Source organism: Desulfogranum marinum (assembly GCF_963675105.2).
Classification (GTDB): domain Bacteria; phylum Desulfobacterota; class Desulfobulbia; order Desulfobulbales; family Desulfobulbaceae; genus Desulfogranum; species Desulfogranum marinum.
In genome coordinates, this window is sequence record NZ_CAXXRO010000002.1 from 562206 (window position 1) to 588831 (window position 26626).

General features: G+C 45.1%; 23 protein-coding genes and 1 riboswitch. Of the genes, 8 read left to right on the forward strand and 15 right to left on the reverse strand.

Annotated features, from left to right (window positions below; genetic code table 11):
• Window positions 1-132: 132 nt before the first annotated feature.
• Both ACHZCY_RS03275 and ACHZCY_RS03280 read left to right on the forward strand, forming a co-directional pair.
• Window positions 133-1071, forward strand: a complete 939-nt coding sequence (locus ACHZCY_RS03275; protein ID WP_319547813.1) for an NAD-dependent epimerase/dehydratase family protein — start codon at window positions 133-135, stop codon at window positions 1069-1071.
• A gap of 29 nt (window positions 1072-1100) precedes the next feature.
• Entirely contained in the window at window positions 1101-2321 is a 1221-nt protein-coding gene (locus ACHZCY_RS03280) for an aminotransferase class I/II-fold pyridoxal phosphate-dependent enzyme (RefSeq protein WP_319547814.1), read from the forward strand.
• A 50-nt stretch (window positions 2322-2371) separates the two neighbouring features.
• On the opposite strand, the gene asnA is transcribed toward ACHZCY_RS03280, so the two are convergent.
• The 3 genes from asnA to ACHZCY_RS03295 form a co-directional block, all read right to left on the reverse strand.
• Entirely contained in the window at window positions 2372-3502 is a 1131-nt protein-coding gene (gene asnA / locus ACHZCY_RS03285; RefSeq protein ID WP_319547815.1) for an aspartate--ammonia ligase, read from the reverse strand.
• A 143-nt stretch (window positions 3503-3645) separates the two neighbouring features.
• The gene (locus ACHZCY_RS03290) at window positions 3646-4116 is read right to left on the reverse strand and encodes an Lcl domain-containing protein (RefSeq protein ID WP_319547816.1); all 471 of its coding nucleotides are present in this window, start codon (window positions 4114-4116) and stop codon (window positions 3646-3648) included.
• 15 nt (window positions 4117-4131) lie between these two features.
• Window positions 4132-4563, reverse strand: a complete 432-nt coding sequence (locus tag ACHZCY_RS03295; protein ID WP_205221884.1) for a DsrE family protein — start codon at window positions 4561-4563, stop codon at window positions 4132-4134.
• 562 nt (window positions 4564-5125) lie between these two features.
• Between ACHZCY_RS03295 and ACHZCY_RS03300 the strand changes: the two genes are divergently transcribed.
• Complete coding sequence (locus ACHZCY_RS03300) at window positions 5126-6052, forward strand: MBL fold metallo-hydrolase (protein ID WP_319547817.1); 927 nt, start codon at window positions 5126-5128, stop codon at window positions 6050-6052.
• A 171-nt stretch (window positions 6053-6223) separates the two neighbouring features.
• On the opposite strand, the gene ACHZCY_RS03305 is transcribed toward ACHZCY_RS03300, so the two are convergent.
• The 4 genes from ACHZCY_RS03305 to ACHZCY_RS03320 form a co-directional block, all read right to left on the reverse strand.
• Window positions 6224-6922, reverse strand: a complete 699-nt coding sequence (locus ACHZCY_RS03305) for a rhodanese-like domain-containing protein (RefSeq protein ID WP_319547818.1) — start codon at window positions 6920-6922, stop codon at window positions 6224-6226.
• Window positions 6923-6948: 26 nt separating this feature from the next.
• Complete coding sequence (locus ACHZCY_RS03310; protein ID WP_319547819.1) at window positions 6949-7611, reverse strand: 4Fe-4S binding protein; 663 nt, start codon at window positions 7609-7611, stop codon at window positions 6949-6951.
• A 118-nt stretch (window positions 7612-7729) separates the two neighbouring features.
• Entirely contained in the window at window positions 7730-8128 is a 399-nt protein-coding gene (locus tag ACHZCY_RS03315; RefSeq protein ID WP_319547820.1) for a rhodanese-like domain-containing protein, read from the reverse strand.
• A gap of 88 nt (window positions 8129-8216) precedes the next feature.
• Window positions 8217-8618 (reverse strand): hypothetical protein, encoded by a 402-nt coding sequence (locus ACHZCY_RS03320; RefSeq protein ID WP_319547821.1) that lies wholly within the window; start codon window positions 8616-8618, stop codon window positions 8217-8219.
• A 267-nt stretch (window positions 8619-8885) separates the two neighbouring features.
• Window positions 8886-8959, reverse strand: a riboswitch (cyclic di-GMP riboswitch).
• 438 nt (window positions 8960-9397) lie between these two features.
• On the opposite strand from ACHZCY_RS03320, the gene ACHZCY_RS03325 reads away from it, so the two are divergent.
• Entirely contained in the window at window positions 9398-10336 is a 939-nt protein-coding gene (locus tag ACHZCY_RS03325; RefSeq protein ID WP_319547822.1) for a class I SAM-dependent methyltransferase, read from the forward strand.
• Window positions 10337-10347: 11 nt separating this feature from the next.
• A complete protein-coding gene (locus ACHZCY_RS03330; RefSeq protein WP_319547823.1) occupies window positions 10348-12402 on the forward strand; it encodes a molybdopterin-containing oxidoreductase family protein in 2055 nt (684 codons plus the stop codon).
• Between the two features lie 172 nt (window positions 12403-12574).
• Here ACHZCY_RS03330 and ACHZCY_RS03335 read toward each other — a convergent pair whose 3' ends face one another.
• From ACHZCY_RS03335 to ACHZCY_RS03350, 4 genes are all read right to left on the reverse strand, one after another.
• Entirely contained in the window at window positions 12575-13093 is a 519-nt protein-coding gene (locus ACHZCY_RS03335; protein WP_319547824.1) for a hypothetical protein, read from the reverse strand.
• A 142-nt stretch (window positions 13094-13235) separates the two neighbouring features.
• Window positions 13236-13802 (reverse strand): NUDIX hydrolase, encoded by a 567-nt coding sequence (locus ACHZCY_RS03340; protein WP_232370961.1) that lies wholly within the window; start codon window positions 13800-13802, stop codon window positions 13236-13238.
• 51 nt (window positions 13803-13853) lie between these two features.
• Window positions 13854-15614: an ABC1 kinase family protein gene (locus ACHZCY_RS03345; RefSeq protein ID WP_319547825.1), complete on the reverse strand. Its 1761-nt coding sequence runs from the start codon at window positions 15612-15614 to the stop codon at window positions 13854-13856.
• A 789-nt stretch (window positions 15615-16403) separates the two neighbouring features.
• Window positions 16404-17189 (reverse strand): outer membrane beta-barrel protein, encoded by a 786-nt coding sequence (locus ACHZCY_RS03350; protein WP_319547826.1) that lies wholly within the window; start codon window positions 17187-17189, stop codon window positions 16404-16406.
• A gap of 503 nt (window positions 17190-17692) precedes the next feature.
• Here ACHZCY_RS03350 and ACHZCY_RS03355 point away from each other — a divergent pair.
• Window positions 17693-18505, forward strand: a complete 813-nt coding sequence (locus ACHZCY_RS03355) for a ribonuclease H family protein (RefSeq protein ID WP_319547827.1) — start codon at window positions 17693-17695, stop codon at window positions 18503-18505.
• A 251-nt stretch (window positions 18506-18756) separates the two neighbouring features.
• On the opposite strand, the gene ACHZCY_RS03360 is transcribed toward ACHZCY_RS03355, so the two are convergent.
• Window positions 18757-19527, reverse strand: coding sequence for a DUF6279 family lipoprotein (locus ACHZCY_RS03360; RefSeq protein WP_394713354.1), 771 nt, complete (start codon window positions 19525-19527; stop codon window positions 18757-18759).
• Between the two features lie 268 nt (window positions 19528-19795).
• Window positions 19796-20734, reverse strand: a complete 939-nt coding sequence (locus ACHZCY_RS03365) for a DUF6268 family outer membrane beta-barrel protein (RefSeq protein WP_319547829.1) — start codon at window positions 20732-20734, stop codon at window positions 19796-19798.
• A 248-nt stretch (window positions 20735-20982) separates the two neighbouring features.
• Here ACHZCY_RS03365 and ACHZCY_RS03370 point away from each other — a divergent pair, with 248 nt between their 5' ends.
• A complete protein-coding gene (locus tag ACHZCY_RS03370; protein WP_319547830.1) occupies window positions 20983-21387 on the forward strand; it encodes a thiol-disulfide oxidoreductase DCC family protein in 405 nt (134 codons plus the stop codon).
• 218 nt (window positions 21388-21605) lie between these two features.
• Here the strand turns inward: ACHZCY_RS03370 and ACHZCY_RS03375 are convergent, their stop codons facing one another.
• Window positions 21606-24326 carry a cation-transporting P-type ATPase gene (locus ACHZCY_RS03375; protein ID WP_319547831.1) on the reverse strand — a complete coding sequence of 907 codons (2721 nt, stop codon included), beginning with the start codon at window positions 24324-24326 and terminating at the stop codon, window positions 21606-21608.
• 456 nt (window positions 24327-24782) lie between these two features.
• On the opposite strand from ACHZCY_RS03375, the gene ACHZCY_RS03380 reads away from it, so the two are divergent.
• A complete protein-coding gene (locus tag ACHZCY_RS03380; protein WP_319547832.1) occupies window positions 24783-25349 on the forward strand; it encodes a GGDEF domain-containing protein in 567 nt (188 codons plus the stop codon).
• A gap of 324 nt (window positions 25350-25673) precedes the next feature.
• Here ACHZCY_RS03380 and galU read toward each other — a convergent pair whose 3' ends face one another.
• Entirely contained in the window at window positions 25674-26540 is an 867-nt protein-coding gene (galU, locus tag ACHZCY_RS03385; RefSeq protein WP_319547833.1) for a UTP--glucose-1-phosphate uridylyltransferase GalU, read from the reverse strand.
• Between the last annotated feature and the right edge of the window lie 86 nt (window positions 26541-26626).

Here is a 26626-nt window from a genome sequence, read left to right on the forward strand (position 1 = left end):
GTACAATATACTTTGTATAGAAATGGAGGAAAGAAAAGCTTAGAAAACAGGGCTTCCCTATTTTTCTCCGCTCTGAGTGTAACGTTGGCATTGTTCCATGTTCAATAAACAGGAAGAGGCGACGACGTACAGATGAAAAAGATACTGATCACCGGTGCAACCGGGCAGATAGGCACTGAACTGACGCCCGCTCTGCGCAACAAATTTGGCAACGAGAACGTTTTTGCTGTCGGCCATAAACGCCGACCTGATCCGAACCTCCATGCATCAGGGCCTTACTTCTCTCTGGATATCAGAGACTGTCATGGACTGGAGACGATAGTGGCAGCACACGATGTAGATACGATTATTCACCTCGCATCTCTATTGTCGGCTACGGCTGAAACACAACCGCAACAAGCCTGGGACATCAACATGAATGGGCTGACCAATGTCCTGGAGATTTCCCGCCGTCAGCAGTGCGCAGTTTTTTTCCCCAGTTCCATAGCTGCCTTCGGCCCGACGACTCCTTCTGACAATACTCCCCAGGATACGATTCAACGCCCCAACACAATGTACGGCATCACCAAGGTCTCCGGTGAGCTGTTATGTGATTATTATTACCAGCGTTTCGGGGTCGACACACGTGGCGTACGTTTTCCGGGCCTGATCTCCTACAAGGCAATACCCGGCGGAGGTACTACCGACTATGCGGTTCACATTTTTTATGCCGCCCTGCGCGAGCAGCACTATGTTTGTTATCTCAGGCCTGATACCCGGCTCGACATGATGTATATGCCCGATGCGATTGCGGCAATCATGCAGATAATGGAGAGTGATACAACCGCCCTTGCCCACCGCAATGGATTTAATATTACGGCCATGAGCTTCACACCTGAGCAACTTGCCTATGAAATAAAAAAACTCATTCCCGAATTTACCATCACCTACACCGTTGATCCGGTACGGCAGGCTATCGCAGATTCCTGGCCGAGGCATATGGATGACAGTGTTGCCCGCGCGGAATGGCGATGGGCTCCGCAATATGACCTGGCAGCGATGGTAAGGGAAATGCTCGATAGCCTTTCCTGACGGATAACCACCCACAAGGAGTAGAGGTCATGTCATTACAGTATATCGAACTCAATTTCACAGAGCAATTATCGGTATTACAACAGAGAGGGGTCCTCAAAGGGAAAGAACAGATCATCACCGGCATTGAACCGGCCCATAATGGTTTTGGTCCCCGATACACGCTGGCCGACGCCGGCGGACGTCTCTTTTTACGCCTGAATGCAAACGGTTACCTTGGGCTGGCACTTCACCCACAGGTAATTGATGCTGAGAAAGCTGCGGCAGAACTGTTTGGATGTGGGCCGGGAGCGGTACGGTTTATCAGCGGTACCTATGCAATCCATACGGAGCTGGAAACTGCGCTGGCGGAGTTTCACGGGCGTGAAGCAGGGATGCTTTTCAGTAGTGCCTATGCCGCGGTCACAGGCATTTTACCCCAGCTAATCAGCCGAGACACTTTGGTGATCAGCGATAGCCTGAACCACAATTGCATCATCAATGGTATTCGTCTGGCTCAACCGACGGCAAAAGCAATCTATCCCCACTTAGACATGGATGAGCTTGCAAATCTACTACACACTAATCAGAGGGTATACCAAAGGGTTGTGGTAGTGACCGACGGCATTTTCAGTATGCGCGGCGACCATGCGCCCTTGGATGCAATTGCGGCCCTTTGCCGCAAGTATGAAAGCAGCTACAAGGAAGGAATCATAACCGTGGTCGATGATTCGCACGGCGTAGGAGCATTTGGCAAAACAGGTCGCGGGACAGAGGAGTATACAGGCGCCCGTGCGGATCTGTATATCGCGACCCTGGGCAAAGCCCTGGGCGTGAATGGCGGGTATGCAGTCTCCAGCAAGAAGGTGATAGATTTTTTCAGGGAGACATCGCCCTTTTACATCTACTCCAACCCCATTACGCCGGCCGAGGCAGCGGCGGCGATGGCAGCCCTAAGCATACTCAACAGTGATGAGGGTATAACGTTGCTTGAAAAAACGCGTACTCTGTCTGCACGCCTCAGACAGGGGCTGGCAGATATTGGGATCGAAACCATCAGTGGCGAGCACCCGATTGTACCGCTCCTCGTACGCGATACGCAAAAAACCGCAGCTATGGTGGATTACCTCTTCGAGCGCAATGTGCTGGCAACGGGCCTTAACTACCCTGTAGTGCCAAAAGGGGAAGAGGAAATACGGCTGCAAGTGACGGCAAGCCATACCGCAAAGGATATAGAGTATCTCCTCAGGATTCTCGCCGATTTTAGCTGATAGGTAGGCTGGTAGCTTTTACATAACTTCTTCCGACCACTTGCTTGGCGTTATTCTAGGAGGTGAATATTCTTGGCTGCGCAGATATCTTTCAACTCCTTTGGCCACACCGAGACCGTTACCTCTCCGAGGTGAGCGGTACGCAGCAGGTACATGAAGGTCCTTGCCTGCCCGATACCGCCACCGATACTCAGCGGAATAGCGTCATGAAGAATAGCCTGGTGGTAAGGTAAACCAAGCATCTCTTCCTGGCCGGACATCTTGAGCTGGATCTTCAGGGTCTCTTTGGTTACCCGAATTCCCATTGACGACAACTCATGGCGCCTTTTCGTCACAGGGTTCCACACCAGGATATCCCCATTTAAACCGTGAAACTGCTCACCGTTCCTGCTGACGGTCGCAGTCGCCCAGTCATCATAATCTGCAGCTCGCAATTCGTGGGGGTACCCGTCTTTCAAGGGCCAGCCGATGCCGATGATAAATACGGCTGGTGCATGCTCTTGAAGCAGCCTGTTTTCACGTTCTTTTCGTGGTATATCTGGATAGCGCTCAAGGATTTCCTCGGCATGAATAAAAACAATCTCTTCTGGGAAATCAGGATAATTTGCGACTTTCAACTGAGGATACATGTTTTGCACCATGCTACCGGCAGCGCGAATCACGCCCCAGATACGTACTACAACCTCCTTAAGGAACTCAAGTGTGCGCTCTTCAGGGCCAATTGCCAATTCCCAGTCCCATTGATCCACATAGGCGCTATGATCGTGATCGAGAAAATAGTCTTTGCGAATCGCCCGCATGTCCGTGCATATCCCTTCGCCCTTTTGGCAGTTGAATTGCTCAAGTGCCATACGCTTCCACTTGGTGGCGGCCTGAACAACCTCGGCGCGTAGAGGGACATCAAGCCCCAGCCCGCAAGGAAATTCTACCGGTGTCCGAGCTCCATCCCGGTCTAGCATATCGTTTACGCCACTGTCCTTGTCCACAAGTAAAGGTACCTGTACCATCTGCAGGTTCAGCTCCTTGCAGAGATTGGTCTCTATGTGGTGCTTAATGGCAAATACCGCCTTCATCCTATCCATGGGGTCGAGAAGCGGTTGATAGTTCTGCGGCAATTCACGAGCAAGCAGCCCGTAATCACCAATTCCCGGTCCGGCAAGACCTGCTTTTCGTTCTGGCATAATGTCCCCCTTTTTTGTCGAGGTGTCCAGATTTCGGTACTCCCGCCTTCATATGATATTTCAAGTCTCTTGGACTACCCAGCAAATGGAGTCTCCCTCCTACCTCTGCTGGCTGACTGTAAGAGATTAACACTCGAATAGAGTCAGGGCCGAACTGCCCTCACGTACCCTTTTTCCTTGGAATAATAAACCCGCTCCGGTCCACATCCGTCTCCAATTTCCCACGCCCCTGCTATGATTTTCCCTTCAGGTTTGCGCATCCAGTAATTTCCTTCGATACTGATTCGTACTTTACCGTTATTTTTCAAATCAAAGACGGTAAAGAGGTCATACAGCTCCTGCTTGGTTGGTAAACGCCAATCATTGTATTCTCTTTCATTGAGTCGAGTAAGGTATTGCCGCACCTCCGCAACTGTATCCAGTTTTTTACTCTTTACTGCGGTCCACATGGTCTGTGTACGCTTGTCCTGAAAATATGCTGTACCAACAGACGATAAATAGCTTTTGTCATTTCCTGCCAAGGATATTGCGGCTGCGCAAAACAATACCACGGTAATCACAGTACATAACAGCCACAGCCTTTTATGACTATGGCCTGCCTCTCTTCGTTTCATAAAGAGTCCTCCACATCAATTTACAGGAACCAACGCGTATCCCTGGGCCTGATAACCAATAAGCGAGACAAAGGTGTTCTCAACCGGTATTACTCCTGGTAAATACGATGAGTGGTCAACTTTAAACAGACCAGCTGCTATAGAGCAAGCCTCGATCTTTATTCCTCTTTTTCGCAACCCTTCCAGCAAGCTTGCTGCTTTGGCCAGATGACGTTGGTCTTCTTCAGTATAGGACCATGTTTCCGTTGAAAGGTAGCGGATAGAAGGTCCACGTACTGCCACCACCACATCGGCACCAACTCCCCGAGCGAAAAGCCCGTCATATGCTTTGCCAATCACATCGAGAAAAAAAGCAAAACGCTTTGCATCTTTTACCCGAACATCATATATCGCCTTTACCTCATCAACACCGTCAAGTGCTCCCCCTGCATGTACCAAGCTGCTCATGCATGTCAGCAAACCAAAGAGAGCGCATACTACCAATGCACATTTATTCAAACGATCCATAAGATTAGCCTTTATTAAAACTAAGATAGAGCACCTAAAACCGATAGGCCCACTACTTAAAATAATGTCTGCAAAAAAGAATAATCATCCTTAAGAACAATGTAAAAAAGGGATCTTCCCCAGTTGCGGCTTGGCTGGTATCCTAAATGAGAGGAGTAAACTATGATAAAGAAAAACTGTCTTGAAAAATTGCCGGTTCATCCAGCTTCTTAATTATTTATCGCCAAACAATCGGAATACTGAACTTTTTGCTTTTCAGACGCTAGCTATTATTTATAGTTTCACAAAACGACTACGTTTATCAACCACTAACAGGATCCCGCGTGGATACACTTCGAGTTTGGACGAATTTGTAATTTTTCAAGACACTTTAACAATAAAGAAAGGACAGGTTTATTGCAGGAAGCGATAACCTTTTTGTGGAGGTCAAAGCCGATATAATGCATACTCTTCCTAATAGATGTCCTTGTGGCCCTATTTCCTGCGCACGGTTAAATTGAAGATGTCCATCAGAAGATTCACAGCTTTAGGTACAGCCAGCCAAGTACCCAACACTCGCCGGAATCAGCACGGCTCCTTTCTTAAATGGGATAACGAAGGTTTTCTTTTTGACCCTGGAGAAGGCACGCAAAGACAAATGATTTTTGCTGGTGTTACGGCTACCGACATAACCAAAATCTTTATCACACACTTCCATGGAGATCACTGTCTCGGGCTATCAAGCATCCTACAACGCCTTTCCTTGGATAGAGTTCCTCATACCGTACAAATTTATTTTCCTGCTTCCGGTGCCCACTTCTTTGAGAATATAAAAGGGGTAGCCAGTTATTATGATGTAGCGTTTTTGGAACCTCATCCCATAGAGGGTGAGAACTGCGTTGTTTATGAAGACAATCAACTGATAATAACAGCAAAACGATTAAGTCATACCATCGAAACCTTTGGTTACCGTATAGAGGAAAAAGAGAGTGTAAACATGGACCAGAAGGCGTTAACTTTGATAGGGATAAAAGGACATCTAGTCGGCGAGTTGAAAGCAAAAGGTCAGGTGTTTTACAAAGGAAAAGTAATACGGCTTAAGGACGTCAGCATCCACAAAAAAGGTCAATCTTTTGCTTTTGTACTGGATACCAGAATGTGTGATGCAGCCATTGCTCTGGCTCAAAATGTGGATGTATTGGTTACCGAATCAACTTTTTTAGAAAAAGATGCTGACAAAGCGGAAGCCCACGGTCACCTGACTGCCTTACAGGCAGGTAAATTGGCCAGTGAAGCTCATGCGACCACCCTGCTCCTCACCCATTTCTCCCAACGGTACGGCCCCAATCAAGATTTTGCTTCTGAAGCAAAGGCAGTACATCCAAATGTGATTCAAATGGAGGATGGAAACCAGTTTGAGCTGCCTCTTTTAAGAAGAAAAGAGGTGTGAGGACCGTGTGAACAGCATTCTGCAAACTATTAATAGGTATGAGGCAAAAAGAACAGAGAGTCACATACTCCGAAACCACAGGCCGTGGATTTGAATGGGGACCAGTACCTGCATTTTCTTCAACCTCGTGAGCTAAATCCTGAGACAGCAAGCACCTTGTTTTTTGATTACTTATCGAACTATTGGGTAACCTTTTTGAGCCCAATCAAACAATCCTTTTCTCAAATTGTAAATGCGGGTAAATCCTTTATCTATCAATATTTTTGCGGCGACTGTACTCCTGTTGCCGGTGGCACAGTAAATAAAGATATCTTTGTTTTTATATTGTAACAGCTCTGTGTATCTTTGTTGAAGTTCTTGAATCGGTATGAGCATCGAATTTTCAAGGTGGCCTGACGTGTATTCCCGATTGGTGCGAACATCTAAAATGAAAGGAGAATTATCATTGATAAACGTATTAGCTTCATCTGCCGTTAGGGCCTGGTAGTGAGGCTTTGAATACTCAATAACCTTTATCTTGCCTTGAACACTTCCAACTGTAAAGGGATACAACCCGACTGTTTTCATCTTAAAGTAAGGCGTATTACTAAAATCAGTGGGGAGTTTCCGGTTGATCTCCAGCCTAGGGATTTCAAGCACGGGGTTTTCTTCTAATGCGTGAAGTCTGAATTTGATGTAATCCCCCCGATAGACTGTAAAAAACAAGTCAGTTTCTTTGCCCGAAATCGTCAACACCCGAAACCCATTCTGCAGTTCCCCCGAAATATCGGTATGCTTAATCGTTGAGGAAAAGCAGTGTGCTGCAAAATTGAAAAATATAAAGATGAAAACACAAGTTATTCTTAGGGGGTGCTTATTTATTATCTTCATCACATTTCCCTGGCATTGAAGCTTCATCACCGAAAATCTAGGGCCCCTTTGGGGCAGTTTTCAACACAGTTATAGCAGCGCAGGCAATCAATTGAAGGAACCTTGGCACTATCTGCATCATGAAAATTTCCTGGGTAGGTCGAAATTGGGCACAGCCGCTGGCATGTATGGCACCCAACACATTCATCTGAAACATGTAAACGGAAAGTATTTAGACTCATGGCCCCTTGAAGTGATCCCATGGGACAAATGACACACCAGGTTCTTGCTTTATAATAGAGGCCCATCCCAATGGCTAATGCTATTGAAACAATCCACATCATCCGAAATACACCACCAATGGCTTGGGCATCTCCCAGCGCAAGGCTCAGTCGATATGTCATAACCCCCATCATCGCGGCAAACACAAACACACGAAAATAGGTTGATCTAAAAAACGATGGAACTACATTATGCCGACTGATTTTTGATAAGAATCGTTCATGGAATGACCCCATTGGGCAAAGCCATCCACAATATAAGCGGCCTCGTTTACTTGCCAGTGTCATAAAAAACACAATCATTCCGACAATAGTAAACCCTATAGCAGGATAAAAATATCCTCCTATAATCACAATGGGCAGAAAAAGGGTCATTACCCACTGAATGCTTTTTCTGTATTTTTTCTCTTTATAAGAACTATTACTCATAATGATGATATGGTATTTATAACATAAGATAACTTAACATAGCTGCTGAACTTGCAAAAAGTAAACTGTCAAGTTCAGCAGCTAAATAGTATGGTACTTCAAATAGAAAAATATTGTATCAGCTCTTCTTCTGAAAATTTGATTCAAAACTTTTCACTTCAAATTCACCGAAAAAGTTGCTTACCGGATAGCCGTCGGTGATCCATTTGAGAATTCCGCCGTCAAGATTGTAAACATTTTTATATCCCAGCTCTTTCAGGGTCGCAGCAGCAAGCGCTCCTCTTCCACCTTTCTTACAATACACAACAACCGGCATGTCATGATCTGTTATCTTTTGAGTAAATACAAACTCTACCAAACCTCTTGGAATATCCATCGACTCATCAGCTACAATTTTTGCAGCTGACACTTCACCAGGTTCCCTGATATCTAAGAGCACAAACTCTTTTCCACCGTCTTCAATCCAACCATGTAATATTTTGTTATCAATGGACTGTGGGTATTTACAGGTCCTCATTAGGTCGCTTTTATGGCGCAACTGTACAACTAAAGTTCTCTAGCTGTTTGCCATTAGACAGCCAATCTTCCTGTAGCCTGTTCATTGCCTATTGAGGTATCGGCGGAACCGGCGATTTCATTTCCCCCGGCATTTGCATGCGCCCCTCGGGTGGTCTCGGGTGTACCCTAGGTGCTCGTGATACGAATTTGCAGGCATCCCATTTCACACCAGGTCCTCCCCACGTCCGCAATACCTTGTAACCACTGCCGCACAGCCCGGACGCTCTGCACATGGCACACTCCGTATTGGCATCACACCATTCCACGCAAGCCCGTCGGTTTCTCTCCGAAGCCTGCTTATTCAGATCCATCACCGCAGTTCCGGTACCAGCACTCGCTGTGGCTGCCGGGGTCTGACTTGATACGCTGGTCATCTTGTCGCTCTGGTTCTCGCGAACTTGATCTGTTTTTGTCGCGCCGGCGCCGTACGAGGGAGCTGTTATTGCCATTGTCACAGAAAATAACAAAAATGTGCGTAAAACTAGTTGGTAATTTCCCTTCTTCATCAGATCACCTCCATATTATTTTGCTTCTCCTTGTACTATGGTCACTGGTTAAAGCCACTCTGGTGATTCACAAATTGAAATCTGATTCCTCATGAAAATCAGCTATTTTTTGGGAATCTGGAGACAAGGTCTACGCTTTTTTTCATGTTTTTTTGATCAGTCTCCTGGTTTTAAAAGAGTAATAAAAAAAATAGCCGAACTACCTTATTTTAAGGCAGCTCGGCTATCATAAATGACCCGCAGCTTTCCGTCCCCACCTTGCGGCAGGTTTGGCTTTTCTTATTTATTGTCCGTTATTACGTTAATTATACGGGTAAAGAGAAAAGCTAGTCAAGGTCTTAAAGTGACTTCTTTTCCACTGGCACCCCTCCTTCACGGAGATGTCATCCAATAAAATCAGCTGTAATTTTTATCTGGAGTTTGCACAAGAAAACCGTGCGGTTAATAGTACGGTTTGATGGAAGTACTGTGACTCCCATGTATGTATTGCTTGTTCCTTCCAATTTGTTCTTTTGCCGCTTATGCGCAAGAATGAAAAAATTATCGAGGTTTGACAAGGATCTCTCCGTTATTTGGAGTGAAAAGAGAAATATGTTTTGACGTGACAACAAGATTTTTTTAAGCTAGTTAGTTGATATTCAATGGTATTTACTTTTTTGTCCTGTTTGTAGCTCTACAGCATGTGGTTTCCCTGTTAAACGACAACTGGAAAAGGATCAAAAATGAAGCGCCGTCTCCTTGATTTTCTTGTTTGCCCCTCCTGCCTCCCCAAAAATGCTCCGTTTGATGTTACAATTATTCAGGCCGACGACGATGATATTGAAGTCGGCACTCTTGCCTGCACTGCTTGCGGTGCTGTATTTCCCATTCATGATGGTATTGCCCATCTCGACCCTTTCAAGGATCAGTATGGAGCAACGGAGAATAAATATGAACATCAGGAGGTGGTGTCTTCCTACCTCTGGAGCCATTATAGCGATCTGTTTGACCAGGAATATGCCTCTGAAGCATATGCTGCATGGTCCAGGCAAATAAACCCTGCCGAAGGGATAGGTGTTGATGCAGGCGGAGCTGTTGGCCGTTTTACCTTTGAGTTAAGTACCAAATGCGATTTTGCCATTGGTGTTGATAATTCTGTGGCCTTTGTTCAAACTGCCAGGCAATTGATGAAGGAGAGGTCAATTTCTTTTGCACTCAAAGATGAAGGACTGCTCACCCGCGCTGCGTCTTTTACCCTGCCTGAATCATGGCAAAGCGAAAAGGTAGAATTCATTGTTGGCAATGCCCTTGCCTTGCCACTGCGAAGTGCAAGCATTGCTGCGTACGCTTCGCTCAATCTTATTGATAAGGTGCCTTCACCTCTGCGTCACTTGAGGGAAATGAACAGGGTAACACGTGATACCGATGCCCAGTTTCTCTTATCTGATCCTTTTTCCTGGTCAACTGAGGCAGCACCTGTGGAGGAATGGCTCGGTGGAAAAAAAGAAGGGCTCTATGCCGGAAAAGGGTTGGACAATGTTGTTGGAATACTCTCCGCCAGTGATCCTGAAAATCAATTGCCCTGGCAGATTATGCACAAAGGCAAGGCCTGGTGGAAGATCAGGACCCACACTAATCATTATGAGCTGATTCAAAGCTGTTATCTCAAAGCTTCAAGATAAACGGAGGTATCATGGAAAAGGATACTGTCTGCCGCTTATGTTCATCGTGTTGTCCGATTACAGTAGATGTGGTTGATGGAAAACTAATTTCGGCCCAACGAAAATCTTTTCTGGATAAGGACAAGCGGCTCGTCTGTCCAAAACTCAAGGCTGCTCCGGATATCGTCTCCTCCCCTACTCGTTTGACCGTTCCTCTTGTCAGAGACTCGGCTACAGGCGATTTTTGCGAGACCACATGGGAGGAGGCCCTGCGGCTTGTTGCCCAAAAATTCAATTACCACAAGAAACATTCAGGAGCTGAATCCGTGGCCTGGCTGCGCGGAATGGCCGCAGACTGGGGGGCTCCTTGGGACTATCCCAACAGGTTGATGAACCTTTTTGGTTCACCCAACACCATCGGCAATGGGTCTATTTGTTTTGTGGCGCGCGATATGGCGCACTGCTACGTATATGGTTCAATGGCCTTTCCCGAAGCCAAAAACAGTCGCTGTATTATTGTCTGGGGGAAAAATGATGTGAACACCGCCTTGGGTGCAGCCGAGGCCATCTTTTTTGCCAAAGAACAGGGTGCCAAACTCATCGTTATTGACCCTGTGGAAACCGCCCTTGCCAAAAAAGCGGATATCTGGCTCCGGATACGACCTGGGCATGACGGTCTGCTGGCCATGGCTATGATTGACGAAATAATAGAAAAGGAGTTATACGATAATGATTTTGTCGACGGCTATACCACTGGTTTTGAACGTTTAAAAGAGGTAAGCGCCAACTATTCTGCCGATAAAGTGGCGAACCAAATCTGGCTGAAGCCTCGACAGATTAGAGAAGTGGCCCATCTCTACGCGACCATAAAACCAGCCTCTATAATTGATGGAAACGGGCTTGATATGCACCGGCACGTGTTTGACACGACCCGGGCTGTAGCTTTTTTACGGCCCCTCACCGGTAATCTTGACACATCCGGCGGTGATGTCCTACCGCAGCCGATACCTGTAAAGGATATGCAATTACGGGACAGGCTTCCAAAGGAGGCCTTACCCATTACCTCTGCCTTTCCGCTGTTCAATACATTTAGTCCAACGTGGGGGAACCAGGTCCAAGGCTGTATTGTCGATGCTATCCTGGAGGAGAAGCCCTACCCGCTGAAGATGGTGGTGGTCCAATCCGGGAATCCTGTGGTGACCATGGCCGATTCAAAGCGAACCAGAGCCGCCTTTGATAAGGTGGATACGCTTGTGGTTATAGACATGTTTATGACCGAGACCGCAAGAATGGCCGATATAGTTTTGCCGGCTGCGAGCTGCTTCGAAAAGACACAGCTTAACCGCGCTTCTATCCGCAATAATCCTATCATATTGCAAAATGAAGTCATTCCACCTGTGGGGCAATCATGGCCGGACTGGAAAATTACCTTTGCCCTCGCTCGGGAATTGGGATTTAGCAACGAATTTCCCTGGCAGACTGCCGAAGAAGCCATCGATTATCAACTCGAACCAACAGGGGTTGACGTGCAGTCCATCCGAAACCAGCACAATGCAGTTAGATTGGAAGAACTCCAGTATGAAAAATATCTGCAGCAGCCGTTTAACACCCCAACCGGCAAGGTAGAGTTCTATTCCGAAAGACTTGCCCAAGCAGGTTTTGCTGCTGTGCCGTTTGAAGAAGGGAAGATAGAAAATCCGATCAGCTTTTTCGATCAGGCTGACGAGTATCCGCTGCTTGGCATCAGTGGCAGCCGGGATATTCGTTTTACCAACTCCCAGTTTCGGACCGTCCCGACCCTCCTTGAAAAAAGCAGCAAAGGGAAGGTGGATATTCACCCTCGAGATGCGGCGCTTTTAGGTATTCTATCAGGTGATGTGGTTGAAATTACAACCCCTAAGGGATCGATAGAGATAGAGGCTGAGCTCTCCACCGTTGTGCGGCAGGGATCGATGCGGATTGCATGGGGTTGGGGGGAATATAGCAAAAGCTGCAATCTTAATACACTTACCGAGGATGATGCACGTAGCCCTGTAACCGGCACATCGACCAGCCGCAGCTTTATGTGCAGGATAAAAAAGGTGTGAGCGCCGGATGTGGGGCAGGAATATTACATTGCTATACACCAACGACAATAAAAAAATCCCCTCACACATATGCAGTACCTTTCAAGCTGCTTTTATCTGAGGGGACACGTGGCAAGTAGACCATACCGGCATTCCATATCCCGGCATGTTGCTGCATGGCAGCTATCCTTGTTTAATGGGGAGTTTCGTAACTGTCAAGCAGGCCTTCTCGTTCAAATGTTACAGTAGGTTTCATCGCTTGATACTCATTCATTAGTCGGGCGCAGGCATTCCATCGCAATACAGCCTCCTGGTTGTCCTGCTCGGAGCGGGTCAATGCCTCGTCAAAAGCCTGCATGGCTTTTTCCAGCCAGGAATAGGCCATTTCTTGGGCATTTGGGCCACCGATTCTCAAATGTGCCTTGGCTCTTCGCTCATAGATAACCCCGGAGTAATACGACCGCAAACTATGACCTGCAAGTCTTTCGACCACCTCTTTGGCCTGGGAGAAGGACCGGGTGATTTCGTTTGAGAAATTATCCGTTAAAGCGAGTAACAAGGTTATTAACGCCTGCTCATTGGTAGGCTCTACCTCCAGAATGTCCCTGCAAATGCTCTCTGCTGCCTGAGGTTCATTGAGCAATCTATATCTATGTGCCATCTCTAGAGCTGATGGTACAGCATCAGCAGATATTTTTTTTAGTTCAAGCATTGTTAGTCTCCTCTGATTGTTTTGGACTAATAACTGGGCCTGTAACAAACAAGGATAAGCAGCTTAAACACGATTGCAATCAATAAATAACGGAAAAACAAATGTAAAAGTCGCGGACGCCGCAGTTCCCACAGATTAATTGCTACTTTTCCTTCGCAACTTGCGGGGTCGTAGACATCCGGCCAAGCGTTTCCAGTTCACGAAAGGGAAAGACTCCTCGTTGCAAATCCTTGCAATACACTCGCAGGACATCATTGATTACCGGGAACGCCAACTCATCCCAGGGGATATCATTAGGTTCAAAGAGTTTTACCTCGAGGCTTTCTGTACCTGCGCGAAAATCGGTATTGATCAATTGGGCTCTAAAAATCATATAGATCTGGTTGATAGCGGTGATATTGAGCAAGGCGTAGGGCTGTACATTGTCCAATTCTGCATAGGCCTCTTCCATTGCTTCACGTTGTGCGCCCTGTGAAGCTGTCTCACCGTTTTCCAGATATCCTGCCGGAAGTGTCCAGCTGTTTTTCCGTGGTTCAATCGCTCGACGACAAAAGAGAATTTTTCCATTTACTTCAGGAATGGCTCCCACCACCATTTTGGGGTTTTGATAATGGATAGTACCGCAGTTATCGCACACAAAACGAGGGCGATCGTCCCCAGCAACCATCTGCAGGGTCACTTTCCGGCCGCATCCTGTGCAATAATTCATATATATTCTCCTCTTTGGTAAGTTCGACTAAAAAAGTCCTCAAAAATTGGGTTAACGCCTGTTGCTCCACAGCCCCCAAAGAAAACTTAACAGGGCAAGGCCTAATAATACGGGAGCTACAATCTCTTTTTCATCATTGCCTTCAATTCTCATACCGACTGCAAACAGGACAACAGCTAGCAGCATCCAGGACAGCCGGTTGACCGCTTTTTCCAGCCGCACTAAAACTTTTTTACTTTCCGGAGCAAAAGATGTTTGTATTTTGAGTTTGCCGCGTTGGGCCTGGGTGAGAACGTTCTCCATATTTTTGGGTAGTTTGTAGACAATCTGGCCTAGTGCTACTATTTCTTTAAACCATTGCTGCCAGTTCAGGCCAAGTTCGTTTGCTGCGAGTCTATCGGCAAATGGAATGATTTCCTCCCATGGGTCGAACTCATGATTGAGCTGGGTGGCTACACCGGAAAGAATGGCCATGGCCCGTACGGTAAATAACATATCCGCCTGGAGCTGAAAGGGGGCAGCATAGATAATATCACGATACTCACGCATTAAAGTGCCGGCCTCGGCCATCACCACTCCTTTCATCTGGCTGACGTTTGCCCCCCAAAACTGGTTCAGCAGAGCTTCGTGGGCCTCTTCTAACCTTTTGGTATCAGCACCTGGCAAGAGTGTACCTGCCTTGACGTATGATTGGACAATACGGAAGGCGTCACGTGTTCCCACACCGATAACATATTCGCGAAGGGCCAGGCGGAGTCGTTCTGGAATTTCCGTGACCATTCCAAAATCAACAAAAACAATTTGGAACGAACGGTCTGCATGGTAAGGGACTTCGTCCTGTGGGGTAAACATAGCTTTGCCATTTTCGCGTTCATCTTCTGTGGGCAGAGGTTTGATGAATATATTGCCGGGATGGGGGTCGGCATGCACAAAATGGGTTTCGAAAACCTGGCGTAAGTAAAGGGTGTACAGCTTTTTTGCTATAGCTGCTGGGTTAATACCTGCCGCTGCAATCTTGTCCATTTCGGAAATTTTGATATAACTGACGTTCTCCTGAGTGAGGGTACGCGGTGCGCTGTAGTCCCAGTAAACTGAGGGGACATACACTGAGGAGTCATCGGCAAAGTCATCGGCAAATCGTTCCGCATTGTTACCCTCAGTCGTAAAATCAAGTTCTGCCTGTGTTACTGAGGTAAACTCTGTCATGAGCCAATCAAGACAGACACGTTTGCTCACTTGTTTGTATGGTTTGAGCCAACCCAACGCTTTTCGGATGGCTGCCAGGTCGGTTTCAACAAGGATATCTATCCCAGGACGCAGCACTTTAATCACGACTTCAGCCTGATCCTTTCTTAGTCGTGCCCGATGTGCCTGGCCCAGTGATGCCGCCCCCAGTGGTTCAGGTGATATCCAGGCAAACATATCACTTACCGGTGCACCGAAATCCTCTTCGATTTGAGCAATAATAGCGTCAATATGTTCAGCCGGAATCTCATCGCGAAGCCCTGAGAGTTCGCTGGTTACCTCGCGTGGTAAAATATCTACCCTCACACTGAGAAATTGGCCAAGTTTGATGAGAACACCGCCCATTGCAACAGCCAATTCACGGTAGTTTCGGCTGATCTTTTTCCAACGCGGAGCGGGATCGGTGCGGAGCCATCGCAGCGACGGTCGATTCAACAGGATGTCCCAAAAGAGCAGATGGACAAAGGTCCTGATGAAAAAGTTACGTACAATTCGGTACCGTTTCTTATCAATTGCATGAGGCAGCTCGGTCGCGGCCGAATTGGTTTGGCACAGTTTTTTGTCCAAAAGATATAAGTTCCGCTCGTGTGGTAGTTATGAGGGTGGCATGTGGTGTATGCAGCACCAAAAAAGTACGCTTTTATTGCATTACAGCACATGCAGCCTGTATAGGCTGTTTTCTTTCTCTTGAGCTCGTGTGCACCAATTAATGACACATGATTGTACTATAGGCATCCTCAGTCACTTGAGTAAGGGCTAGTAATACAGACTATGGTGATGCTGAAAAGGTATGGTCTTTTTGCTTCAGGCTTCCCTTAACAATTACTGTTCTCCCAATCTCTTTTTTTATGGTTAAAATTTAATCAAGGGAAAGAGGTTGTATACCTGTAAGGATAGGAACATAGATAGCTAGAGCTTGTGTACAAGGCTTGTTTATAAATGGCTCGAAAGGATTTTAAAAAACACCTTCTGTAGAGCTAGAGGACGTGAGACGGCTGCTATAGGGAGAACACGAGGCGTATCTTTACCATATGTGATTTTTTTGATTAAGAGCCCAAAAGTGAGATCATAACACATCTCCGATGAAAAAAGGTTCCGCCTGAATCATTCAGGATGGAACCTTTTTCTCTAGGATATTTCGCAGGTTTTACGGCAATCAACTGCCAGGGGTACAAATGGAGTTCTCGTTACAGCGTATCGACTCGTTTCTGTCGGTAAACCTGGCTTGAGAGGAAATGCATCAGGTTATGGCTTGGCCTTTTTGTTTAATTAACCATTCCTATGCACTATTTTTGCATGCAAGCAGAGATTGTTTCATTTGAAAGGAGACAATTCAAAAACTCTCTTTTGGCCCCCTCAATTAGTAGCAAATCTGTATCTTAACCCTATGCTAATAAGATGTTGTTTGTTTTCAATGTCCAATTTTCCTGGAAATAAGGAATTATCAACCTCAACATCATCGGTCATGCGAAATGCATATTCACCATAAATGTCAATAGTGTCTGTACAGCGGTAGGTTGCACCGGCTTTCAGTTGAAATCCAACTTTTGTTTCATCATCATCTATAATTTTAACCCCTGAAGGTTCATATTCCACATCAACCGCCATCACCCCTATACCTGCACCAACGTATGGGTAAAATGACCCTAGTTCAATAAAATCATAGTAAAGGTTCAGAAAGATCCCGGTTGATGATATCTTGCCCTGCCCGTCAGAAACGACCTGCCCAACTGTTGCTCCAAGTTGACTGGAGGAACCTGTGAGAACAGCGGCATCTACGCCGTCAATTACGGTTCCGGCCACATTTACGTTTTTATGTGTGTCGACATCTGCACTTGAGTAGGTTAGTTCTATGCCCGATCTTAAGCCACTGTCATACATCAGCCCGCCTTCGCCGGAAAGAGCCCATCCACTATCAAACTCGGTTTCCCAACCATAAGGTGTGCCCGCAGCAATTGGAGTTCCAAAAGGTATAACCGGAGCACCATTACCAGTAGTAAAATCCCCCGTCGTGCCACTGTTATCGCTATCGCTTTGCATAAGATAACTGACTGAGCCGGCAACGTACCATTCGTGTTCGGCATAAACGGTAGAAGCCATGACAAGTGTTAGAGCCATTACAATTACTAAACAAGTTCGCATCACCATCCCTCCTTATACTCGGTAAAAGGTAAAAAAGGCCAATTAACAATGATAGGACGGCCACTTACAAACATAACCATTGACCGGTAACATGAAAAATTCCTAAACGCAATATTTTTTACACTCACATTCAGCAATTGGTTCAATTAACCATATTTTTGTTGAAAAAAATATTTGCACTGAGTGAACTCAAAACTAGTTGCAACGATGAATGCATTTATCAGTGATAGGACTTTTTTGTCGGACACCCTATTGCAGAAGGTATTGTGTTCAAAGTTAATGTAAATGTCACTCCAATGCTTTCAGCAGGAAAACACCTGCGTATAAGGAATAGATGTCCAACATGTAGCAAAAAAATATTCAGGTTGTAAACTGAGGATCACTTAGAAAGGCGAGCAGCAAAGAGAATAATACGTTACATTCTCCCTTTATTAGCTTTCATTGAAAATGTTATTATTTTTCAGGAAAAAAATTTGAACTACCCTGGATAGTTTGTTGATTATATGGAACCAATCGGCATTTCATTACACATTATAAGAGTTGATAAAGATAACATCGATTGCCGTATTTCTAACGATACAGAAGACAACACGTTAAATTTCTTTGTCGCAGATGGCGCTATCACTTTCGCTAAAGAAAATCACCTGGCATTAATTACAAGAAATAACCAACATCAATTGAGAAGAATTATTCGTTCGGCCATCAAGGGCAATATTCATGTTGGACAAACCATCAACTGTGTTTTTATCGAAGGTTTCAAGTTTTTAAAAGAAAGTCACTTTGGTAAATTTATTCGTCTTGATCGGCGTGATGGACGATTAGATATCACAACCAGTGAATCGGGCTTGAGTGAGGTTCACAAAATTTATGCTGATGGCTCATTTAATGGTGAAACTAACCAGTCCGGCTATGGAGGGTTTACAGAATCGCCTGATGGGAGACAGGAACTCTATTCTCAGTCTTTTATGGGAGGTAGCAGCAATTTAATGGAGCTATTAGCCATAACAGAAGGCCTACAGCGGTTATCTTCTCAAAAGAACATTCAAATTAATACCGATAGTCGATTCGTTATTCGGGGGCTGGTTCAATGGGTTCATTTCTGGAGGTACAATAACTGGCAAACAGCTTATGGCCGTGCTGTGAGAAATGCAAAGTATTGGCAACAGGCCTGCGATTTATGCGAAGGTAAATGTGTTGAATTCAAGTGGATTAAGGGCCATTCCGGTAATGTAGAACAAGATTTTTGCCATCAATTGGCAAAAATATCTACAACCCGATATAGTCCCAATCGAAAAATTGAATCATGGAAGAGCTGATTTACCCCTGACCCTCTTTGTTCCAGCTGGTATTCCCAATGGCAAGGTACATTGTTTAGACAGAGAATGTGCCAAAAGATTAAAGAATTATGTTACGAAGTTTAGTATTGGCGTTACAAATCTTCTACCTTATACTGCATGATATCGCCGTGCTGCACTGCCCTTTTATCTACTCTCGAAATAGCATAGAGACACGCTCGAGGCCGCAGTCCAGGGCAGGCCTGGATGAGGTCCCTTATGAAATAGTATTTTTATTGATTGCGCAATTCTTTTAGATCCCGGATAATCTTATCCAACTCATGCTGAAGATGCCGGCGCTGCTGAGGAATAAAAGTAGTGGAAAGGTCAGCGATTACCTGAGCCAAGTGACGTCTGTTTTCAGATACAGCCAGACGGTATGTATGCTTATATATTTTTTGGGGGTTGAGCAGGAAATTGCTCATATCATCCTTGAAATTGGCGGAGTGACGTCTGTTCAACAGCGCAATAAATTCTTTCCGCCAGTCATTTCTATAGTTCAACCAGCCGTTGGTAGTGTTTTTTCTTGTTTCGCTCCATAAACGGATTATGGCCGCCTGTTGGTCCGTGACGCTGCCAAGCCAGTCATCAACTACGTCATACATTTTCTCTCGCAAAAATTCACGCCGCTGAATGTCACTTTGCTTTCCGTATTTAGTCTCTAATTCCTTGATATCCTCTCTCAGAGCGCCATTAATTTCCTTAAGCTGTTTTTCGCTTAGCTGTGTTGACAACCCTAACAGATACGGCATTGATTCTCTTAGCAGTGATGTCCAGAGCGCCTCGGCATTATCAAAGAATTGAAGAACCTGCTGCTGGCTCATGGGAACTGCTTGTGATTCTTTCAAACCAACAATAAAATTTTCATATCTGGACAATTCATTTGTACGATGCCAGTTGAGAAATTGGATTGTGGCATGATCAAAAAACTCTTCCTGTTCATCAGTCAAGCTCAAGTAATCATCCATATAGTATGGGATGATCCAGTCCAGATAATTGTACATAATTCGCATCGAGCAGGCCGACATGAAAAGAAGGACAAAGACAACTAAAAAGGTCAAAATTGGTTGCAAACTTTTGAAAAGCTTCATGAGCGACAAAGCCACTAATTAAGACAGAAACGTCTGTTAATATCCCATCCTATAAGGAAATAAAATTAAACAGCATTTGACCTCCAGTGAACCGAACATACGGGAAAAGTGTAACTTTTTGATTTGCATAAATAACTATAGTTCCATTCATTTTCACAAATTCAAACTGTTCAGAATTTTGTTAAAAACGTTTATTAAAAGTTACGCCGAGAAACACACCCGTATCATATGATTCCTTTTCAATGGTTTGCCCATCTTTATCTTCCACTTTCAGCTCTCCCCCTAATTCAACCCCCCCAACAATGCTGAGATTTGCTTTGGGATCAATGGAATAAGTACCGTTTACAAATACAGGGAATGATGAATCCTCACCAACTCCACCGGCAGTCCTGCCGTTTTTATCCAGGCGAAAACGAAGTTTCTCGTAGCGGCCGCCGACGCCGAACCTCCATGTACTGTTTGGTTGGAAATTGAGTGTCAAACCTGGTCCCAGTGTAGCACCAAGTCCCCGGCCGGTATTAAGACTCCACTTATCATTAATTTTCCAATCAATAATGAGAATTGGGATAACGGTTGCAGAATCTTCCAGCTGTGAAATTACCCCTATCCCCGGCCCTAAGGTCAATTTGTCGTTAAGTCGATAGGAAAATCCTCCAAGAACACCTCCGGTCAATGTATCATCAAAATTGGCTCCACTTTCGCCTGTGGAGCGTATGGACGGTATCATAAAGGCTGTCCAGTTATTATCTATTGCTTTACGCATTGGAACACCAAGGGATATCGTGTGTATATCTTCCCATGGATTCAACGAACCTAAGCCGGCATCGCCGGAAAAATCATAACCGTCGTAGCTGTAACCTATCGAAAAAGAAACATTGCTTTGCGTATCCCAACTGTATCCAGCCCCCGTCTGGATAGTAAATCGAGTAGTATTATAGCTTCCATCTTCATCAAGATCGGTATCAAATTGGTAGACAGCACCACCGCGCGCGAATGATGACCAGCTGCTTGGACCACCTGCATATGGTGGTTGTAAGTTTGTTTCCTGTGCAAAAGGTATGGTGGGGATACCAATACTGATGAACACTAGAAGACTTTTCAGGAATAATGAATGGCTCATTTACGACCTCGATTTGTATGGTGTATGTATGACAAGCCCAGGTTAAATAAATAAAGAATAGGCAGCATATCATGTTAACAATTAATTACCGAAAAAAATAACTCAGTGTTGTATGTAATGCAACTGGACTAACAATCGTTGTTTAGTATGAAGAAGTAGATAAAAGAGGACCGATAAGGACCCAAATTCAATTTCATTAGTCTGACTGAACTATTCAATATAAACGTATTATACTTTGGAGAGTGCTAGTGGAGAAGATAGATCAACCAATTATTATTTTTGACGGTGTATGCAATCTTTGTGAATATTCTGTAAACTTTATTATCAAGAATGACCGTCAAGGGAAGTTCAAATTTGTTTCTGCACAATCAGAGATAGGAGAGAATCTTCAGCGCCTGAATGGCGTCGATACTCTCCAAGATGGTACGGTCATTCTCCTCAAAGGTGACCAGGTGTATGTTAAGAGCGATGCTGTTATGGAAATAGCGAAGGATCTCGATGGGTTTTGGCGTTTTTTACGTGTATTTAAATTTTTACCAAAGTCAGTCAGAAATTATATGTATTCAGTAATCTCAAAAAACAGATATCAATGGTTCGGCAAAAAAAATGAGTGCCTGCTTCCTGACGAGAATATAAAAAAAAGATTTTTATAACCACAGGGTATTGAGCAACAACAGCAAACAGCCACACGCTTAGCGGCAAAGGCCGTTTGTCTGGAACTTCATTTAATTACCCAGGACGAAACCCGACTCAAATCGGTTCGTCCAGATTTGCAAGAGCCGATGAAAACTTTATTGGTTTAAAATCCGGGTTAGCCGAAGAATTACATGCCAAAGCGAATGGGTCGCAGCATTGGAGTACCCCAGCAGACTTACTCTGAGAGACTCTTTTTATCTAAATGTCGCATTATCATTTTTTCAGTCTCTACCAGAACAAAAACCGTAAAGGTAAAACCGATCAGACGAATCCAATCTCCAAATGGAATCGCTGCCGTTCCAAAAACATTCTGAAAAAAAGGTGCATAAGTAAAAAAAAGCTGTAGTAATGTTATGCCGGTAACAGCCATTAATATTGCAGGATTACCAAACAATCCCTTGCGAGAGAGCACTGATTCTTTGAGATAACGTGCGTTGAAAAGATAAAAAATTTGAAAGAAGATAAGTGTATTCACCGCTGTTGTGCGAGCCATCTCCAGTGTTTCGCCATGATAACGATCCCAGAGAAACAAGCCAAGGGTGCCCATTACCATTATCGCTGAAATAAAAATTATGCGCCATGAGAGAAATTGATTGAGCAGCGGTTCCTTGGGTGAAAGTGGAGCCCGAGTCATGACATCTCCCTCAGGTGGCTCAAAAGCGAGAGAAAGACCAAGGGTTACCGCGGTAATCATATTTACCCAGAGAATTTGCAGCGGTGTAATTGGCAGGGCAATCCCCATCATCACCGATGCTATAATAATTCCAGCCTGGGCCCCGTTTGTTGGGAGAATAAACGCCAGTGTTTTTCTGATATTATCGTACACGGTGCGGCCTTCTTCCACGGCATGGACAATGGATGCGAAATTGTCATCGGCAAGCACCATTTCCGCTGCCTCTTTGGCAGCCTCGGTCCCATTCATTCCCATGGCCACCCCGACATCAGCACGCTTAAGTGCAGGCGCATCGTTTATACCGTCACCGGTCATGGCTGTAATCTGGCCGTTTGCCTGCAATGCGGTCACCAAGCGGAGCTTGTGTTCCGGACTGACTCTGGCAAAAATGTTGGCCTTTTTGGCTATAAACTCCATCTGATCATCGTCCATGGCTTCAAGTTCCTGTCCGGTGATCGCCTTAGTGGAGACATCAAGGCCTATCTGTTCCCCTATCGATGTAGCAGTCAGAGCGTGATCTCCCGTGATCATTTTCACTTTGATTCCAGCCCCAAGACAGTTTTGTACAGCCGCAACGGCTTCATCCCGCGGTGGATCAATTATACCAAAAAGACCAAGCAAAATCATCCCACTCTTAACGTCCTCTATCGATATGGTTTCTTTGTCATCTATACTAATGGTGGCAACTGCCAGGGTTCGCTGTCCCTGGCTGGCAATCGCCTCTATCTGCTTCTGCCAATAAGTAAGATTGATGGGTTTGTCGCTATCCTTGTGTCGTTCCTTGACGCACATATCAAGGACTCGCTCCGGCGCTCCCTTGAGGTAAACGACGTTTTTACCGCTGGAATCCTGATGCAAGGTAGCCATAAACTTATGTTCGGATTCAAATGGTATAACATCTATTCTGGGCAACGCCTCATTGCATTTCTGTGAATCCAAACCAGCCTTGAGAGCAAGGGTGATGAGTGCTCCGTCGGTCGGATCACCCTGGACACTCCAACTCCCATCTTTTTCAGATATGGAACCATCATTACACTGCAAGCCGGCCCGGGCTAGCTCAAGCAGTAAATGATCCTTCTTTGCTTCCAGCATGTTACCTTCAACATGGAAAGAGCCCACCGGTTGGTAACCCACACCATCAACAGTATATGTACGGTCTGCCCGCAAAATGGTGGTCACTGTCATTTCATTACGAGTGAGTGTCCCTGTTTTATCTGAACAGATAACCGTGACTGAACCAAGGGTTTCAACTGCGGGCAGCCTGCGGATAATGGCTTTTTTACGTGCCATCCGTTGCACCCCCAGAGCCAGGGTAATGGTGATGATTGCAGGCAATCCTTCAGGGATAGCGGCAACAGCAAGGGCTACACCGGCAAAAAAAAGCTCGGTGAAGGAGTAGTCACGAAGTGCCAGGCCAAAAAATGTGGTGCCTATAGCGAGAATCAGAATTGCTCCTGTCAGCCATTTGCTGAACTCGTCCATGCGCTGTGTCAACCTGGTTTTTAAGGTTTCTACTCCGGCAAGCATGGCACTGACCTTGCCGAGTTCGGTTGACTCTCCCGTTGCCACGACGACTCCACGTCCCTGACCAAAGCTGACCATGGTCCCAGAAAAAGCCATGCAACTGCGATCACCTAGTGCAGCCTCAATGTTCGCCGGCTCAATCGATTTATCCGCAGGTACTGATTCACCAGTGAGCAGAGCCTCTTCAATACGCAAATCTTTTGATTGAAACAGACGCAGATCCGCCGGAACTTTATCACCTGAGTTAAGGAATACAACATCGCCGGGCACCAGATCCTCAACCTGAATAGAAACTTTCTCACCATCACGGAAAACAATGGCCTCATAGCTGAGAATTTTTCGAATGGCATCAACTGCTTTTTCAGCTTTTCCTTCCTGTATGAAACCGATTACCGCATTAATCAGTACCACACCGATGATGACTATGGCATCAACCCAATCTGCGAGAAAAGCAGTAACCACAGCGGCACACAGCAGAACGTAAATCAGCACATTATTGAACTGATTGAGAAACTGAATGAGTCGACTAGGCCTTGGAGGAGCAGGCAAACGATTCGGACCGTATTGCTGTTTTCTTCCTGTCACCTCATCAGTAGTCAGGCCACGGGTTGAGCTGTCTAAATCTTCCAGGACTTTTTCAGCTGGTAATGCATGCCAGGTTGATAGATTTCCCTCTCTATTATTGCCCATCGATGTCATATGGTTGATACCTTTGCTGAGGTGACTGTGATAAAAAATATTTTTTTAAAATTTGGCACAAATAACGGCCATCACTTGAGTTCACAATGACCAGATGAATAATAGATTCCCGGTATATTATATTATAACTGAATTATTATATTATAACTGAATTAGCGTGCTTTTTTTCAATAATAAAAGCTTGTCATTGCAAATTTACAACGAGTTCAAGGCCAGTCCCGTTTAGAGACTTCCTGAAAAATTGCTCTCAACCAATGATCACTGAAAATTAACATTACCACCACGAAGCTAATCAACGTTCCAGCATACTCTAACTTATTTTGCTTTCTGTTATATGAGCCAGCCGTTTTGTGTGAGCACTTAACCTTACCATTGGTTAGTTAACTTTTTCGCTTAGTGTGTCTTTACGTAATGAGTACAAAATTGGTCAGATACGTGGGTGTTGCAGTAGCTGCTATGGATAATCTTTCTAACATAGTCAACGAATTGAACTCACCGGTGGCTATCTCCGAGAATAAGAGCACGTTTATTGTGGCTACAGCTGTAAAAGATCATTTGACTTGCTTGTTTGTCAGAGACATTTTTCAGGCGATTCTTGTTATAGAAATTGAAAAGGTAAAGCGAACAGGGATTGATCTCTGCCTTCTAATGATTGATTTGGATGATTTTAAAAAGGTAAATGATAATCACTGGCATATTGCCGGCGATGAAGTTCTTCGCCAAATTGGCAAAACCCTGTTGTCCCATATACGTGAAATGGATGTTGCTGCACGTTACGGGGGAGAAGAACTAGCGATTATTATGCCGGAGACCTCCATCGAGACCGCGGCCAATGTCGCTGAACGTTTACGAAGCAAGATTGAACTCCTGCAATTTGATTGGGGATCGGTGACGGTGAGTATTGGTGTCAGTCACGCTGACCGTGATGTCAACAGTGCCGAAAAACTTATTAAAGCCGCTGATGAAGCATTCTATGCTGCCAAAGAAGCAGGGAAAAATCGAGTTGTATACACACAATCTTAGCCGCCTAAAAAGGAAACCCCATACTGAGAAAAGCATTCTCACAAAGTAACTACTCACAGGCACCCCACATAATCTTCCGTTGGTCGCTTATCACTTTGGACGGTTACGATCTCCCGCATAAATTGGCTAACGGAGTCTTCGTTTACCTGCGAAAAATCGCGCCTGTCCAAACATGAGCATCTGTGAGCAGTTACATTTTTTATATACAACAAATCAAATAGTTACCAACACAAGGAGGACTCGTAAAGCAGAAAACAACTCTGGCTTTCCATGCAAGTACCTGTGCGCATCTTCTCGACTAATCAATAGTGGCTTTGTATCAGGTTATCCAACTAGATCGCGTAAATTTTCGATTAACTCCTTTTTCATCTCTGGTCGCTCGAGAGCAAATGCCATATTTGCCACTTGAAATCCGACCTTGTCTCCGCAGTCATACCGTTTTCCTTTAAATTTGTAGCCAAATATAGGCTGCTCTGCAAGAAGCGCAGACATGGCATCTGTAAGCTGGATTTCGTCTCCCGCCCCTTTTTGGTGCCGTTCCAGGTGTTTAAAGATACGTGGTGTAAGAATATATCTCCCAATAACCGCAAGGTTTGATGGAGCCTCTTTCGGACTTGGTTTTTCTATCATATTAACAACCTGAACTGTTCCGCCTATCTCAAGACCCGGATCTATTATTCCATATTTGTGTGTTTCTTCACTGGGAACTTCCATGGCCGCAACCATTGAAGAGCGTAGTCTGTCAAATTCGTTGATCATTTGGTAAAGGGGAGGAACTTCGCTTTGTAGCAAGTCATCGGCAAGCAGGACGGCAAATGGTTCATCACCGACAATATCCCTGGCGCACCATATTGCATGACCTAATCCAAGCGGCTTGCTTTGCCGTGTATAAACAATGTTCAGTGACTCGGGGACGATGGATTGGACTGAGCGCAAGAGAGTATCCTTTTGCTTTTCTTTTAATATCCTTTCCAACTCCCTATTGGTGTCAAAATGATCTTCAAGGGCACTTTTACCAGATCCGGTAACAAAAATGATTTGTTCAATACCCGAGGCGAGAGCCTCTTCCACTGCATATTGAATCAAAGGCTTATCCACGACAGGCAGCATCTCTTTAGGCATAGCTTTAGTAGCTGGAAGAAATCGAGTACCCAGACCCGCCACAGGAAATACAGCTTTCTTTATTTTCATTATTTTATCCAGGAAGTTGATGGTTTGTAATTATGAGACTTGTTATAATATTCAGTACTAATTTTTTCTTATTCCACTCCATCGGT

Bases quoted from the DNA above. Each gene is read 5' to 3' on its own strand.
- ACHZCY_RS03320 (WP_319547821.1), bottom strand. From the start codon at position 8,618: ATGGCAATAACAGCTCCCTCGTACGGCGCCGGCGCGACAAAAACAGAT.
- ACHZCY_RS03310 (WP_319547819.1), bottom strand. From the start codon at position 7,611: ATGAGTAATAGTTCTTATAAAGAGAAAAAATACAGAAAAAGCATTCAG.
- ACHZCY_RS03325 (WP_319547822.1), top strand. From the start codon at position 9,398: ATGAAGCGCCGTCTCCTTGATTTTCTTGTTTGCCCCTCCTGCCTCCCC.
- ACHZCY_RS03295 (WP_205221884.1), bottom strand. From the start codon at position 4,563: ATGAGCAGCTTGGTACATGCAGGGGGAGCACTTGACGGTGTTGATGAG.
- ACHZCY_RS03305 (WP_319547818.1), bottom strand. From the start codon at position 6,922: ATGAAGATAATAAATAAGCACCCCCTAAGAATAACTTGTGTTTTCATC.
- ACHZCY_RS03290 (WP_319547816.1), bottom strand. From the start codon at position 4,116: ATGAAACGAAGAGAGGCAGGCCATAGTCATAAAAGGCTGTGGCTGTTA.
- ACHZCY_RS03375 (WP_319547831.1), bottom strand. From the start codon at position 24,326: ATGACATCGATGGGCAATAATAGAGAGGGAAATCTATCAACCTGGCAT.
- galU (WP_319547833.1), bottom strand. From the start codon at position 26,540: ATGAAAATAAAGAAAGCTGTATTTCCTGTGGCGGGTCTGGGTACTCGA.
- ACHZCY_RS03335 (WP_319547824.1), bottom strand. From the start codon at position 13,093: ATGCTTGAACTAAAAAAAATATCTGCTGATGCTGTACCATCAGCTCTA.
- ACHZCY_RS03315 (WP_319547820.1), bottom strand. From the start codon at position 8,128: ATGAGGACCTGTAAATACCCACAGTCCATTGATAACAAAATATTACAT.
- ACHZCY_RS03380 (WP_319547832.1), top strand. From the start codon at position 24,783: ATGGATAATCTTTCTAACATAGTCAACGAATTGAACTCACCGGTGGCT.
- ACHZCY_RS03360 (WP_394713354.1), bottom strand. From the start codon at position 19,527: ATGTACAATTATCTGGACTGGATCATCCCATACTATATGGATGATTAC.
- asnA (WP_319547815.1), bottom strand. From the start codon at position 3,502: ATGCCAGAACGAAAAGCAGGTCTTGCCGGACCGGGAATTGGTGATTAC.
- ACHZCY_RS03355 (WP_319547827.1), top strand. From the start codon at position 17,693: ATGGAACCAATCGGCATTTCATTACACATTATAAGAGTTGATAAAGAT.
- ACHZCY_RS03300 (WP_319547817.1), top strand. From the start codon at position 5,126: ATGTCCATCAGAAGATTCACAGCTTTAGGTACAGCCAGCCAAGTACCC.
- ACHZCY_RS03340 (WP_232370961.1), bottom strand. From the start codon at position 13,802: ATGAATTATTGCACAGGATGCGGCCGGAAAGTGACCCTGCAGATGGTT.
- ACHZCY_RS03275 (WP_319547813.1), top strand. From the start codon at position 133: ATGAAAAAGATACTGATCACCGGTGCAACCGGGCAGATAGGCACTGAA.
- ACHZCY_RS03330 (WP_319547823.1), top strand. From the start codon at position 10,348: ATGGAAAAGGATACTGTCTGCCGCTTATGTTCATCGTGTTGTCCGATT.
- ACHZCY_RS03350 (WP_319547826.1), bottom strand. From the start codon at position 17,189: ATGCGAACTTGTTTAGTAATTGTAATGGCTCTAACACTTGTCATGGCT.
- ACHZCY_RS03280 (WP_319547814.1), top strand. From the start codon at position 1,101: ATGTCATTACAGTATATCGAACTCAATTTCACAGAGCAATTATCGGTA.
- ACHZCY_RS03365 (WP_319547829.1), bottom strand. From the start codon at position 20,734: ATGAGCCATTCATTATTCCTGAAAAGTCTTCTAGTGTTCATCAGTATT.